The organism is Dyella japonica A8, from assembly GCF_000725385.1.
Taxonomy (GTDB): domain Bacteria; phylum Pseudomonadota; class Gammaproteobacteria; order Xanthomonadales; family Rhodanobacteraceae; genus Dyella; species Dyella japonica_C.
Map to the genome: position 1 here is coordinate 1,102,761 of NZ_CP008884.1, position 13,486 is coordinate 1,116,246.

At 66.6% G+C, this 13,486-nt stretch carries 12 protein-coding genes; 2 read left to right on the forward strand and 10 right to left on the reverse strand.

The genetic code is table 11. The features are described 5' to 3' along the window. Window positions 1-120: 120 nt before the first annotated feature. Genes HY57_RS04600 through HY57_RS04630 form a run of 7 tightly spaced genes read right to left on the reverse strand, consistent with a single transcriptional unit; the run spans window position 121 to window position 6,677 of the window. Window positions 121-1,512, reverse strand: coding sequence for a sugar porter family MFS transporter (locus tag HY57_RS04600; RefSeq protein WP_019465133.1), 1,392 nt, complete (start codon window positions 1,510-1,512; stop codon window positions 121-123). Between the two features lie 35 nt (window positions 1,513-1,547). Next, window positions 1,548-2,483, reverse strand: coding sequence for an SMP-30/gluconolactonase/LRE family protein (locus tag HY57_RS04605; RefSeq protein ID WP_019465134.1), 936 nt, complete (start codon window positions 2,481-2,483; stop codon window positions 1,548-1,550). Then, on the reverse strand, window positions 2,480-3,241 hold the full coding sequence (locus tag HY57_RS04610) for an SDR family NAD(P)-dependent oxidoreductase (protein WP_019465135.1): 762 nt from the start codon (window positions 3,239-3,241) through the stop codon (window positions 2,480-2,482). The genes HY57_RS04605 and HY57_RS04610 overlap by 4 nt, the downstream gene beginning before the upstream one ends. 2 nt (window positions 3,242-3,243) lie before the next feature. After that, complete coding sequence (gene dgoD, locus HY57_RS04615; protein WP_019465136.1) at window positions 3,244-4,392, reverse strand: galactonate dehydratase; 1,149 nt, start codon at window positions 4,390-4,392, stop codon at window positions 3,244-3,246. Next, on the reverse strand, window positions 4,389-5,027 hold the full coding sequence (locus HY57_RS04620) for a 2-dehydro-3-deoxy-6-phosphogalactonate aldolase (protein WP_019465137.1): 639 nt from the start codon (window positions 5,025-5,027) through the stop codon (window positions 4,389-4,391). Before HY57_RS04620 ends, dgoD begins: the two co-directional genes overlap by 4 nt. A 4-nt stretch (window positions 5,028-5,031) precedes the next feature. Then, complete coding sequence (locus HY57_RS04625; RefSeq protein ID WP_019465138.1) at window positions 5,032-5,955, reverse strand: 2-dehydro-3-deoxygalactonokinase; 924 nt, start codon at window positions 5,953-5,955, stop codon at window positions 5,032-5,034. Continuing rightward, window positions 5,952-6,677 carry a FadR/GntR family transcriptional regulator gene (locus tag HY57_RS04630; protein ID WP_050997903.1) on the reverse strand — a complete coding sequence of 242 codons (726 nt, stop codon included), beginning with the start codon at window positions 6,675-6,677 and terminating at the stop codon, window positions 5,952-5,954. The genes HY57_RS04625 and HY57_RS04630 overlap by 4 nt, the downstream gene beginning before the upstream one ends. A gap of 530 nt (window positions 6,678-7,207) precedes the next feature. Here HY57_RS04630 and HY57_RS04635 point away from each other — a divergent pair. Next, window positions 7,208-8,857, forward strand: a complete 1,650-nt coding sequence (locus HY57_RS04635) for a M20/M25/M40 family metallo-hydrolase (protein WP_019465140.1) — start codon at window positions 7,208-7,210, stop codon at window positions 8,855-8,857. 334 nt (window positions 8,858-9,191) lie between these two features. Here the strand turns inward: HY57_RS04635 and HY57_RS04640 are convergent, their stop codons facing one another. After that, window positions 9,192-9,821, reverse strand: coding sequence for a hypothetical protein (locus tag HY57_RS04640; protein ID WP_019465141.1), 630 nt, complete (start codon window positions 9,819-9,821; stop codon window positions 9,192-9,194). A gap of 201 nt (window positions 9,822-10,022) precedes the next feature. Next, window positions 10,023-11,141: a hypothetical protein gene (locus tag HY57_RS04645; protein WP_144240770.1), complete on the reverse strand. Its 1,119-nt coding sequence runs from the start codon at window positions 11,139-11,141 to the stop codon at window positions 10,023-10,025. Window positions 11,142-11,457: 316 nt separating this feature from the next. Here HY57_RS04645 and HY57_RS04650 point away from each other — a divergent pair, with 316 nt between their 5' ends. Next, window positions 11,458-12,642: an alpha/beta fold hydrolase gene (locus tag HY57_RS04650; RefSeq protein WP_026033900.1), complete on the forward strand. Its 1,185-nt coding sequence runs from the start codon at window positions 11,458-11,460 to the stop codon at window positions 12,640-12,642. Between the two features lie 91 nt (window positions 12,643-12,733). Here the strand turns inward: HY57_RS04650 and HY57_RS04655 are convergent, their stop codons facing one another. Continuing rightward, window positions 12,734-13,327: a hypothetical protein gene (locus tag HY57_RS04655; RefSeq protein WP_019465145.1), complete on the reverse strand. Its 594-nt coding sequence runs from the start codon at window positions 13,325-13,327 to the stop codon at window positions 12,734-12,736. Between the last annotated feature and the right edge of the window lie 159 nt (window positions 13,328-13,486).

Consider the following 13,486-nt stretch of genomic DNA (forward strand, 5'->3'; position numbering starts at 1 on the left):
GATTCAGGGCTTGCGCGTCCCCTTGCGCCCAATTGACCTCACCGTCATCCCCGCGCAGGCGGGGATGACGGTGAGGGGAAGTCATTACGCTGAATAGTCTGGGCGAGCGAACAAAGCGTTCTAGCGCCCGATATCGCGCAGCCGCTTGCCACTCATCAGGTTGCGCTCGATCTGCTCCAGCGTGATGCCCTTGGTTTCCGGCACCAGCCAGAACGTCAGCAGGATGAATACGGCGTTGAGCCCGGCGTAGAGCCAGAACGTGTTGGCATTGCCGACGCCGTTGAGCAGGCTCAGGAAGGTGAAGCCCACCACCATGTTGCAGACCCAGTTGGTGAAGGTGGAGCAGGCGATGCCGAAATCGCGGCCCTTGAGCGGCTGGATCTCCGAGCACAGCGTCCAGATCAGCGGGCCGGCGGACATGGCGAAGCCGACGATGAAGGTCAGCAGCATCGTCACGGTGAAGATCTGCGTGCCGTGGTCATGGATGCCGTTGTGCATCATCGTGCCCACCACGGCCAGGCCCGCTGCCATCACCGCGAAGCCGGTGTAGAGAATGGGCTTGCGGCCCCAGCGGTCGATCAGCGCGATGGCGATGAAAGTGGCCAGCACGTTGGTCAGGCCCACCAGCGCGGTAAACCACATCTGCGTCGCCGTGTCGTAGCCCATCTCCTTAAAGATGCGCGGCGCGTAGTACATCACCACGTTCATGCCGGTGAACTGCTGCATCAGCTGCAACAGCACGCCCAGCCACACCGAGCGACGGAAGTTGCGGTTCTCCAGGAACAAGTGCCAGCCGCGCTGCGGCGTCTTGAGCTGCTCTTCGATATCGGCGGCCTCGCGCGCTACCACGCTGCTGTCGCCACGCAGGCGCAGCAGCACGTCCAGCGCCTCGTCGCGGCGCCCACGCATCATCAGCCAGCGCGGACTGTCCGGCAGGAACAGCACGCCAAGCAGGAACAGCGCGCCGGGAATGGCGATGATGCCGAGCATCCAGCGCCATGCGCCGTTGTAGCTCAGCGCCGTATCCGACAGGAAGGCCACCAGGATGCCGATGGTGATCATCAGCTGGTAGGTGGAGATCATCGCGCCGCGGATATGCTCCGGCGCGACTTCGGCGAGATAGAGCGGCGCGGTGAAGGTGGCCAGGCCGATGGCAAGGCCAAGCACCACGCGGGCGGCGATCAGCGTTTCCGGCGACCACGCGAAGCCCGACAGCAGCGATCCCAGCACGAACAGCACGGCGCCAAGGATGAGCGAGCGCTTGCGGCCCAGCGTGGCCGACAGCCAGCCGGCGCCCACGGCACCCACGGCGGCGCCGAACATCATGGCGCTGACGATCCATTCGATGGTGTGGTCGCTGACCTGGTATTCCGCCTGGATGAACTGCGTGGCACCGGAGATGACGCCGATGTCGAGGCCGAACATCAGGCCCGCCAGCGCGGCGAGCACGCAGGTGAAGATGACGGTGGTTCTGGATTGCGCCGAGCTTGGCGCGATGACTTGGGCATTCATGGATGAAGCTCCCCCGCGGGTGTCTGTGGTGGCCTCTATGGGCTTTCGTGAATGGACCGCGATCCCTGCGCGGCAGCGATGACGTGTGGCGGCGGACCGGCAAAACGCGGTTCGTTGAGGCCACGGAAACCCGGCTCGGCGAAGAACAGCGCGCCCGCGCTGGGTTGTGAAGCGAGCGCGGCCTCGTCAAGGCCGTCGCGCGCACTGGTGATGTAAAGCGTGGCGAGATCCGCGCCGCCAAACGCCGGTCGTGTCGGCTGGGAGGCGGGCACGTCAATGATGCGGTCGAGCCGTCCGTCCGGCGTGTAGCGCACCACGCGACCCAGTCCCCACTGGGCATTCCACAGACCGCCCTCGCGATCGACGGCGGACCCATCGGGTTCGCCGCGTGCATCGTCGAGCGTCACGAAGGTGCGGACACCGGACACCTTGTCGCCGTAATCGCAGCTATCGATGCGGCGCGCCAGCGAATCGCAGAAGTACATCGTGCCGCCATCCGGGCTGAACGCCACGCTGTTACTGATCGCCACGCCGGGCAGCGCGAGGCGTTCCAGCGAAAGATCGTGATTCAACCGCCAGAAACCGCCCACCGGCTGCTTCGGCCCGCTCGCCGGCTCATGCAGCGTGCCGAACACGAAACGCCCCTGGCGATCGCAGGCGCCGTCGTTCAATCGCGTCGGCAGCTCCGCTTCCACCGCGGTGACGGGCACCATGGTGTGCGTCGAGGGATGGAAGAACGCCAGCCGCGAGGCCAGGCCGAGCAGCAGCCAGCCGTCCGCCTCGCACAGTGCGAAACAGCCGAGGCGTTCGGGCATGGTCCACTGGTGCAGGGCGCCGTCATGCGGGCGGTAGCGCCACAAGGTGGCGGCGTGTATGTCGGTCCAGTACAACACTTGTCCGCGATCGCACCAGGTCACGCCTTCGCCCAGCGTGTTGCGCACCTGCATGGCAACGGCGGCGCGCACATTCATACCCAGCCACCGTCGACGATGAAGTCCTGGCCGGTGCACATGCGGCTGTCATCCGCGGCGAGGAACAGCGCGGCGCGCGCAAGATCCTCGGCCATGAGGTAGCCCGGCATGCATTGCACGCGGGCGATTTCCTCCTTGCCCGCGTCGTCCAGCCACAGGCGGCGCTGCTTCTCGGTGATCACCCAGCCCGGCACCAGCGCGTTGATGCGGATGTGGTCGCGGCCCAGTTCACGCGCCAGGCCATTGACCAAGCCGTGCACGGCGGCCTTGGCCATCGCGTACATCGGATAACCGGCGTTCTTCTTCATCCAGCCGGTGGAACCCAGGCAGATCACCGAACCGCCACCGAGTTTGCGCATGTCCTCGCGCACCGCCTGCGTGGCGAAGTACTGGTGGCGCAGGTTGATCGCGATGCTCTGGTCGAACGCCGCCGCCGTGGTGCTGCCGAACTCGTGGCGCACGTCGTTGGCGGCATTGTTCACCAGCACGGAGATCTTGCCGTGCAGCTCGCGTGCGGTGGCGATGGCTGCATGCAGCGCATCGAGCTGGGTGACGTCGCAGCGGATGAACAGTGGTCGGTGCGTACACGCGGCGAGGCTTTCGGCCAGTGTCTCGCCGCTGGCCTCGTCGATGTCGATGAAGGAAACGCGCGCACCCTGCTTCGCGAACTGCTCGACAAAGGCAGCGCCGATGCCGGTAGCGCCGCCGGTGATGAAGACGTGGCGGCCGACGAGGCTGGGGTAGGTCGCAAACGGCATGCTCACCACTCCGCCACGCTGCCGTCGGCGTGACGCCAGATCGGGTTGCGCCAGCGATGGCCGACGGCTGCGCGCTCGGCGACATAGTCCTCGTTCACCGCGATGCCCAGGCCCGGGCCGTTGGGAATGGTGACAAAGCCATCGTTATAGGCGAACACGCTGCGGTCCTTCACATAATCGAGCAGGTCATTCGCCGCGTTGTAATGGATGCCCAGGCTTTGTTCCTGGATGAAGGCGTTGTGACACACCGCATCGAGCTGCAGGTTGGCCGCTAGCGCGATCGGGCCGAGCGGGCAGTGCAGCGCCAGGGCCACGTCGTAGGCTTCGGCCATGGCCGCGATCTTGCGCGTTTCGGTGATGCCGCCGGAGTGCGAGGGATCGGGCTGGATGATGTCCACGCCGCCCATCTGCAGCACACGCTTGAAGTCGTAGCGGGTATACAGCCGCTCGCCGAGCGCGATCGGTGCGGGCGAGATCGCAGCCAGTTCCGGCAAGGCTTCGAGATGATCGGAAAGCACCGGCTCCTCGATGAACATCAGCTTGAACGGTGCCAGTTCGCGCATCAGCACCTTGGCCATCGGCTTGTGCACGCGGCCGTGGAAGTCCAGGCCGATGCCGATATGCGGGCCCACTGCATCGCGGATGGCCTGCACGTTCTCGATCACCTGCTCCACCTTGTCGTGCGTGTCGACGTACTGCAGCTCCTCGGTGGCGTTCATCTTCACCGCAGTGAAGCCACGTGCCACGGCATCCTTCGCGGCGCGCGCGGTGTCGGCCGGGCGGTCACCGCCGATCCACGAGTACACGCGGATGCGATCGCGCACCGGGCCGCCAAGCAACTGGTGCACCGGCTGGCCGAGATCCTTGCCCTTGATATCCCACAGCGCCTGATCAATGCCGGCGATGGCGCTCATCAGCACCGGGCCGCCGCGATAGAAGCCGCCGCGGTACATCACGTTCCACAGGTCTTCGATATGACGCGGATCCTTGCCGATCAGGTAGTCGGACAGCTCTTCCACGGCGGCGGCGACGGTATGGGCGCGGCCTTCGACAATGGGCTCACCCCAGCCGACCACGCCCGCATCGGTGTCGATGCGCAGGAACAGCCAGCGTGGCGGAACGAGGTAGGTGGTGAGTCGGGTGATCTTCATGCAGGTGTTCCTTGGGAAACGTGGTGACCCCGCCAGGCGTCGGCGAAAGCGCGGGCACGCGCGGCGACGTCGCCGGCCGCACGGCCGGGGGCATAGAGCGCGGAGCCGATGCCGAAACCGTTGGCACCGGCGGCGAGCCACGGCCCCATGGTGTCGGGTGCGATGCCGCCGACCGGCAGCACGGCGAGATCCTTCGGCAGCACGGCGCGCCATGCCTTGAGGACGGCGGGGCTGGATTGTTCGGCGGGGAAAAGCTTCAGCGCGTCGGCGCCGGCGGCCAGCGCGGCGAACGCTTCGGTGGGCGTGGCGACGCCGGGCACGCAGATCAGGCCTGCCTGCTTGGCGGCGCGGATCACGGTGACGTCGGCGTGCGGCATCACGATCAGGCGGCCACCGGCATCGGCGACCTGCTTCACCTGCGAGGGATCGAGCACGGTGCCTGCACCGATCAGATAGTCGTCGCCCAGCGTATCGACCATGCAACGGATGCTGTCGAAGGGCTGCGGCGAATTCAGCGGCACTTCCAGCATGCGGAAGCCGGCCTCGGCCAGTACGCGGCCGATGTCCGCGGATTCGCCAGGCGTCAGTCCGCGCAGGATGGCGACGAGGGGGAGGGGATCAAGCCATGCCTTCATACATTCATGCCGTTGCGTGCGTGGAGGTCAGGCCGGCCGCCTCGGCAATGCACCACAGGCCGTGCGACGTGGTGGCGTCGGGCGCGGCCCGCAGGGTGAGTGCGAAGCGTTCGGCCGCGCGCAGATAGCGATCGCACAGCGGGCCTTCGCCCACCATGTGCACCTGCGTGTGTGCATCGGCCCAGCCGGCGGCGATGGCCATGCGCAACTCGTCGCCGATCAACAGGCCCGAGAGATAGTCCGGAACCGACGTGGGCGGCAAGCTGCCGTCGAGCATCAGCGTGCGCGCGGAGAACACCCGCGACAACGCACCCGCCGCGCCGCTGTCGCGGGCCGTGTCGACCCCGCGCCTGAAAGCGCCCGTGTCGTCGACGGCGGGCGGCAGCTGCGCCCCGAGCAAGGAATGTTGCGTCAGCAGGCCGAACAACTCGCCCGTCATCACCGTGGCGAAGCCGGTCACAACGCCTTCGCGCAGCGTGACCCATTTGCTGTGCGTGCCCGGCAGCAGCAGGCAGCCGTGGCGCGCGATATCCGGCGTCTGCGCCATCACGCCGACGATCTGGGTTTCCTCGCCGCGCATGACATCGGGTCGCACGGGATCGCGCAGCCCCGGCACCAGGTGCAGGCGGCGGCCGTCGGGTGTTGTCATGGGCGTCAGGGCGCGGGCGAGACGGTCGACGCCGGTGGGTGTATCCAGGTAAGGCACTTCCCGCCAGCCGTTGCGGCTGCCGACCATGCCGCAGGCGAGTACGGGAGCGTCGGGCCAGCCTTCCACTGCCTGTGCGAACGCCGCGGGATAACCGCCCTCGGGAAGATGGCGGATGCCGTAGGGAAGCGCGCGCTTCTCCAGCACCTGGCCCCGGGCGTCAAAGCGGTAGGCACGCAGATACGTGCTGCCCCAGTCGAGCCCGATAAGGCAGGTGGTCATGCGCTCGCCTTCCGGCGCGCACGCGCGCGGTTGCGCTGCAGGTTCTCGTGCGAGTCCGCGATCATGGCCTGCATGGTCTTGCGTGCCACTTCCGGCTGCTTGCGCTTGATCGCCTCGAACACCTTCTGGTGGTAAGGCAGCGAATAGCGGAAGTTGCTCACGTTGCGAGCGGAGAGGGTGAAGAACGTGCCCATGGCCGTCTCGATCACCGAGAACAGCGACTGCATCAGTTCGTTACCGGTGGCCTGCAGCACGGCATCGTGGAAGGCCAGGTCGGCCTCCGACCACGCGTCCAGCGTCTGCGCGGCGTCCATGGCGTTGTACGCCTCTTCGATATGGGCGAGTTGCGCGGCGGTGCGACGGCGCGCGGCGGCGGCCGCGGCGGCCGGCTCGATGATCTCGCGCATCTCCACCAGCTTGTCGACGAAGTCGTCCGTGGGCATGGAGGCGCAGCGCCAGTTGAGCACGTCGGCATCCAGCTGGTTCCAGTGGCGCTCTTCCAGCACGCGTGCGCCCACGCCCGTGCGCGACTCGATCAGGCCCTTCGCCGACAGCACCTTCAGCGCTTCGCGCAGGGCGGTACGGCTGACCTGCAGGCTCTCGGCCAGGGTTTCCTCACGCGGGAGCACTTCGCCCGGCTTGACCTTGCCGCTGACGATGCGCTGCCCAAGCTCGTGCATGACGTGCCCGTACAGGCTGCGAACGGTGATCGGCTTCATCATGACTTCCTCGGCTCCCCGGTCCTGGCGATGGGCGGCCCGCGTGCCTCGTGGCGAAGCGGCAGGTGCCCGGGTCATTTGTCATACAAACTGACTATAAGCAACTTACCCGGCTGGTGCCATGGTTTTCTACAGCAATTTCCCAGCGACGTGGTGCCGTCCTTCAAACGCTGGCGACATGCCGCAGCAACGCCGTTTTGCCGCCCATCACGTGCAGGCCGTGCGGTGGCCGCGTTTCGTGCATGGTGCATCGCGCCACGTCGCGGCGATGTCCTTCCTATATTGAAGGATAATCATACAATATGGCTACAGACCGACCCGTAGGCAGACGGGATGGCCCGCCGAAACCGGCAGTACGCGTGAAGTTCCTGTGAGGGTGCAGGTCGAAGCGGCCGGCTCTTTCCTCCCTGCGTCCACCGGCAGGGCGGACCCGTGGCCGACCTTGGTCTGGTTTGAACCCTCCCGGCGGGCATGGCACCCTCCCAGCCTTATATCCCCCGGACGCCGCGCCGTCCGAGCCACCCGGAGTGCCCATGCCCCGCACGTTCCTTGCCTTCGCGCTTGCCGCGACCTTCACCACCGCCGCGCTGGCCGCGGTTCCCGCCGCGGAGCAACCCGGCCTGGCGCAGATCCGCGAAGGCGACCTGCGCGCGGACATTGGCTTCCTGGCCTCCGACGCGTTGCAGGGGCGCCTGTCCCTGCAGCCGGGCGATGACGCCGCCGTGCAGTGGATTGCCTCGGAGTTCGCCAAGGCCGGGCTCAAGCCCATCGCCACCGATGCGCAGGGTCAGCCGAGCTTCCTGCAGGCCGTGCCGCTGGTCGAATATCGCGCCGACGCGAAGGCCACGCGCCTGACCCTGACGCGCCAGGGCAAGAACATCGAGTGGAAGGAGCCCGAAGTTTCCGGCGCCTTCCCCACCGACCAGGATGTCTCCGCGCCCGTGGTGTTCGCCGGCTACGGCATCACCGCGCCCGAGCTGGGTTACGACGACTACGCCGGCATCGACGTGAAGGGCAAGGTGGTCGTGGTGTTCGACCACGAGCCGCAGGAGAAGGACCCCAAGTCCATCTTCAACGGCACCGGCAACACGCGCTACGCCACCGGCTACGTGAAGGTGCTCAACGCCCAGGAGCATGGCGCCGTGGCGGTGCTGATGGCGCCCGAGCCCTCGCACAACCATCCCTCGGCGCAGGAAGTGCGCGCGCGCATCGGCCACCACGCCGAGCACGCGGCCAACCCGATTCCCTCGCAGGCGCTGGCCGACAGCCCGCTGCATATCCCCAGCATGATCATCTCCGCCGATGTGTCCAACGCGCTGCTCAGCGCCAGCGGCAGCACGCCGGCGGCGCTGCAGTCGGGCATTGACGCGGATCTCAAACCGCATTCGCAGGCCCTGCCGGATACGGCGATCAGCCTGCACCTGAAGAACAGCTCGCGTCGCGAGGCCACCACCTGGAACGTGGTCGGCCTGGTGGAAGGCAGCGATCCGAAGCTGGCGCCGGAAACCATCATCATCAGCGGCCACCACGACCACGACGGGCAGGCCGGCGACAAGATCTGGCACGGCGCCGACGACAACGCCTCCGGCACGGTGGGCGTGGTCACGCTGGCCCGTGCGTTCGCGGCCAACCCGACCAAGCCGAAGCGTTCCATCCTGTTCGCCGTGTTCGCGGCGGAAGAGCGCGGCTTGCTGGGTGCGTACTACCTGGCAGCGCATCCGCTGCGTCCGCTCGACACCACGCGCGCCATGGTCAACTTCGACATGATCGGCCGCGACGAGAAGCCCAGCCCCCAGACGGACGGCCTGATCGACATCCCAGCCGACACCAGCAACCGCCTCAACCTGATCGGCGCGGCGTATAGCCCGGACTACCAGCGCACCGTGGCCAAGGCCAACGGGGACGTGGGCCTCACGCTGGACGACCGCTTCGACCACGAGTACGCGCTGAACGTGTTCTTCCGCTCCGACCAGTTCCCGTTCGTGCTGCACAACGTGCCGGCGTTCTGGTGGTTCACCGGCTTCCACCCGGACTACCACCACCCGAGCGACACGGCGGAGAAGATCGACTATCCGAAGATGGCCAGGATCCTCAAGCTGGCTTATCTGAGCACCTGGCAGTTCGCCAACGAGGCGACGCCGCCGAAGTTCGTGTCGCATCCGGGTGGGGGCAAGGCACCGTAAGCACGTCGCTTGCGATCACCTTCAAAGCCCGTCATTCCCGCGGAGGCGGGAATCCAGTGCCTTTAGGCCATCCGTAGCAAAGTCACTGGATCCCCGCCTCCGCGGGGATGACGAGCTATGGTGTCGCGCGTTACGGCTGGAACGACACGTGCTCGCGCGCGCGATCAATCAGCACCTTCTCGATGGCTGGCCAGCGTGCGACAGGTTTTAACGCTCGCCATTCCCGCGAACCCCGAAAAGGGGGCGAGAGCGGGAATCCAGTGCCTTTAGGCCATCCGTAGCAAAGTCACTGGATCCCCGCCTCCGCGGGGATGACGAGCTGTGGTGTCGCGCGTTACGGCTGGAACGACACGTGCTCGCGCGCGCGTTCAATCAGCGCCTTCTCGATGGCTGGCCAGCGTGCATGCTCTGCGCCGCCCTTGCCCAGCTGCGCCGCGGTAAACCCGGTCGGTGCCAGATCCTCGCCATAGATCACCATCAGCTCCTTGCGCTTCTGCGCATCGGGCAGATGGACCAGCCGCACATACATGCCATTGGCAGGACGCAGGTATCCTTTGGCGGCCAGCAGCTGGCGCTGGTGCTCGCCATCGGAGCCCGGCTCGCTGGGCTCATTCGCGTCCTGTACCCACGTATCCAGATAGAAATCCAGGCCGTTGATGGTGACGTGGCGAGAGCCTGCGTAGTCATGGTGCAGCTCGGGCCGCGACGGGATGTACGCCTCGAACTGCACCCAATACAGGCGCTGGATGCGCTTGTCGGCATCGGCGTCCACGAACAGGTGCATCTCGCAGTCGTCGAAGCCCAGCAGCAGCCACCGGTCCGCGCCCACGTACTGCGCCGAGGCGGGCAGGTCGATGCGTATCTTCGGGTCGTGGCTGGAGATGACGGTTGTACCGCGCACCGTTCGTTCCGGCGTCTGTCCATGGGCAGGCAACACAAGGCACGCCAGGGTCAGTGACGCCATTGCCATTGTTTTCCACATGACGCACCTCGCTGTTCCGTTGACGGTTCAAGGCGAGGGCCAGGCCAGGTCTTGAGCGCACGGCAACGAGGGTGCCATCGTGCGCGACGTGCCGTCCCCTGCCATGCGGCATGGCCTGCATGGCATCGCAGGTCACGCCGATGGCGTCCGTGCGGTCGCCGGACATCCCGGCGGCGATGGCGTTCAGCCCTTGGTGGTGCTGGTCTGTTTCGCCATCTGTTGGCAGCCGCTGCTGAAGCTGCGCAACTCGTTGCGCACCGGATCCATCTCCATCCAGAAACCGTAGCGCACGCTGCCGCCGCGATCGGCCAGCCACGCGGCCATCAGGTAGGCGGAGGGCAGCTGGCTCAGTTGCGCCAGCGGAATGCTCTGGGTGAACACCACCGATGAGCCTACCGTCGAGATATTTGCATGGTTGTCTTCGGCGGCGGGCTTGTCGTTGATCTCGAAATACGAGTGGGTGGCGCGCGCCACCATCTGCCGTGCGCGATCCGCGCCGATGGCGTAGTTCGCGGTGATGGAGAGACCATCGGGGTGGCACTGCAGAATCAGGCGATGCTCGCCATCACGCGCCAGCTGCGTGAGGGTAAGCGAGGTGCCGCCGTTCGCCGGGCCGTAGACCGCGGTCGGCGTGAGGCGACCGTTGTTGGCCAGGCCGTCCTTGCGCATCTGCTCGGCATCCAGCCAGGTCACTTCGCTGCTCGATGCGTTGCCGAACACCTGCGGGTCAACGCCCATGTCCTTCAGGTAGGCCGTGGCCGTAGCGGCGGAGGCGTTGCCGGCCACCGGCTGCGCCCCAAAGCGGTCGCTGCCCGTGGGCGCCCAGCGGAACAGCCCGCCGGCATAGGCGTAGGCGCAGGCGTCCACGCACTGCGACGATTTCGGGAAGATCGGTTGGGTGGCGGTGCGCCGTGGCGAGCCAAGGTGCGTGGTCATGTTGCCCGCGCGGAACAGCCGTCCCAGTGCGATGCCTGCGGCCAGGTCGCCGCCCGGCGAGTTGAGATAGATGTCGCTGTTGGGCGGGATCTTGCGCGACTGGATCAGCGCGCCCACGCGCTGCGCCGCGTCCGCGTCGATCGGGCCGTACAGGTAGACCTGCGGCACCTTGGCGACGGACAGCGTGATGCGGTCATCGTTGACCTGCACGGCGAGCTGACTGCCGCTCGTGCCTTGCGCGGCACCGCGCGACGCGCCTTGTGCATGGGCCTGCATGGTCGCGGCGCCGCCCAGCAGCATGGCGAAGGCGCACAGCGTCTGGCGTAGTGGAAATCCGGGGCGATGCGTGGGATGAGCGACTCGCACGTGAACGACCTGATCATGCAAAGAGGTCGGCAAGTGTGCGGCAAACGGGATGTCTCATGGGTGAAGGGGGTGCTGGCCTGGCCGTTGTCCGGACAGGGCGGACAGGGCCGGACGTCCGGGGTTTTGTCCGCGGACGCTGGGCCTGCCGCGTGACGCGCGTTGCAAGTCACTGATCTGACGGAAATCTGTGGCGCGGCGCGGGGCTGGCACGCCGCTTGCTAACTGGGGAACAGCGGCGATGCGATCGAGCGCGTGTCGCCAACGACGTACCCGAGGGAGCAGAGGGGCTCCCCGGCACACCGACAGGAGAGTGGTCTTGAATATCTTGCGTGCATCCATGTTCGTCACGTTGGCTCTTGCGATCGGCTTCCAGGCCGGGCGCGTTCATGCCGACGAGGCATCCGCCCCATCCGCCGCGTCCGCGAGCACGCCGGACAAGTCGATGATCTCGCGCGACGAAGTGCGCCGCATCCTCGACAGCAACCGTCGGATCGACACCACGCAGGGCATCGACGAGAAGGTCAAGCTGCACATCAACGGCATCGACCAGTGGATTTCCGTCCGCGGCAAGGATCGCCGCAATCCCATCCTGCTGTTCCTGCACGGTGGCCCGGCATCGCCCGCCATGCCCGAGGGCTACACCTTCCAGACCCCGTGGGAGGATTACTTCACCGTCGTGCAATGGGATCAGCGTGGCAGCGGCAAGACGTACCGCGCGAACACGGAAGCCGCGATGGCGCCGGGCATGACGGTGGACGGCATGACCGACGACGCGGCGCAGGTCGCGCAGTACCTGCGCGAGCACTACCACAAGCAGAAGATCTTCCTGCTGGGCCACTCGTGGGGCACCGTGCTCGGCGTGCACCTTGCACAGCTGCATCCGGACTGGTTCTACGCGTACATCTCGGTGGGCCAGGTGGTGAACGGCCGCCGCAACGAAGAGGTCGGCTACAACTACGCGCTCGGCCGGGCCAGGGCCGAAGGCAACCGCAAGGCGATCGCCGCACTCGAAGGCATCGGCCCGTACCCGGGCACGGCCAAGCTCACGCCCGAACGCATCGGTGTGCGTGGCCAGTGGGAGATGTACTACGGTGGCCTGGCATGGGGGCGCAAGGACTACCAGTTCGATGTGGATGCCGAAGAGCTTTCGCCCGACTACTCGCGCGAAGACCTGGATGCCATCGACAAGGGCAGCCTGTTCTCGCTCAACCACCTGCTCGATGCCATGCTGAACGCGGACTTCGACCACACCACGCACTTTGCCTGCCCGGTGCTGGTCTACATCGGCGCGCACGACTACACCACGCCGCACGAGAACGCCGAGAAGTGGTTCGGCGACCTGCAGGCGCCGTCCAAGCGGCTGGTGGTGTTCGCCGACTCCGCGCACATGGTCATGCAGGAGCAGCCCGGCCGCTTCCTTGTGCACCTGGTGAACGACGCGCTGCCGCTCGCGCAGAAGGCAGGCGACGTGGCGCCGGCTGAAATCACCCGGGATCATTGATGGCGACGCCCGGCGAGCCGCGACGGCTCGCCGGGCGAAGGTCGTCCGGTTTCGGTGGGAAAGCGGATGTGGCCGGCGAGCTGCGCGGACCTCAGTAGGTGTTGGGGCAGTCCGACTTGGCCAGGGTCTGCGGCACGCTGCCCCCGCTGTACAACAGAGTCATCGGCCTGCCGCTGGCGCCTGTCGCCTTGTAGACGCCATACAGGTCATACGAGGAGATCTGCTGCGCGGGCATGGTGCCGTAGCGATTGCCATAGCGGCCGCCGTACCCCATGGTCCGCATCTGCGGGTTGTACCGGCTGAGTCCCCCGGTCACCTTGATGTGGAGGCCGTCGCTGAGCGCCGCCAGTTCTTCTCCGGTGGCCTGCTTGAGCAACGTGGTCTGGCCGAACGGATTGCGTTCGTCGATCAGCTGGTAAGTGCCGGCGCCATTGGCGCGTACTTCGTAATAGTGCGCGTACTGGCGCTCGATCACGGCGAAGCAGCCCACGAAGTGGTTGGCGTCGCGGTCCTCGATGTGCGTGGACTGCACATTGCTGCCTTCGCACGGCGTTTCCTGGTACGCGACCGCGCCAGCCTTCACGCATTTGTAGATGTCGGCCCGTGCGTGGCCCGGGACCAGCAGCGCAAGCAACGGCAAAGCACCGGCCAGCCCTTTGGCCCACCGGCTATCGAGCAACGGCATGTTTCCTTCTCCCCTGTTGTCCGAACGTGCGCGGCAGTGTGCAAGGCACCGTCGCACCTCTCCGTGATGGCGTCGAACCCCTCTTCCTGCGGCGGAGCATATCCCGTTTCCCCGGGTGGCGGCCTCCCACCTGACGGGGGATGCGGCAACGTCAGCGCG

Coding starts and splice junctions, on each gene's coding strand:
- HY57_RS04635 (WP_019465140.1), top strand. CDS start 7,208: ATGCCCCGCACGTTCCTTGCCTTCGCGCTTGCCGCGACCTTCACCACC.
- HY57_RS04605 (WP_019465134.1), bottom strand. CDS start 2,483: ATGAATGTGCGCGCCGCCGTTGCCATGCAGGTGCGCAACACGCTGGGC.
- HY57_RS04625 (WP_019465138.1), bottom strand. CDS start 5,955: ATGACCACCTGCCTTATCGGGCTCGACTGGGGCAGCACGTATCTGCGT.
- dgoD (WP_019465136.1), bottom strand. CDS start 4,392: ATGAAGATCACCCGACTCACCACCTACCTCGTTCCGCCACGCTGGCTG.
- HY57_RS04655 (WP_019465145.1), bottom strand. CDS start 13,327: ATGCCGTTGCTCGATAGCCGGTGGGCCAAAGGGCTGGCCGGTGCTTTG.
- HY57_RS04610 (WP_019465135.1), bottom strand. CDS start 3,241: ATGCCGTTTGCGACCTACCCCAGCCTCGTCGGCCGCCACGTCTTCATC.
- HY57_RS04620 (WP_019465137.1), bottom strand. CDS start 5,027: ATGAAGGCATGGCTTGATCCCCTCCCCCTCGTCGCCATCCTGCGCGGA.
- HY57_RS04600 (WP_019465133.1), bottom strand. CDS start 1,512: ATGAATGCCCAAGTCATCGCGCCAAGCTCGGCGCAATCCAGAACCACC.
- HY57_RS04640 (WP_019465141.1), bottom strand. CDS start 9,821: ATGGCGTCACTGACCCTGGCGTGCCTTGTGTTGCCTGCCCATGGACAG.
- HY57_RS04630 (WP_050997903.1), bottom strand. CDS start 6,677: ATGATGAAGCCGATCACCGTTCGCAGCCTGTACGGGCACGTCATGCAC.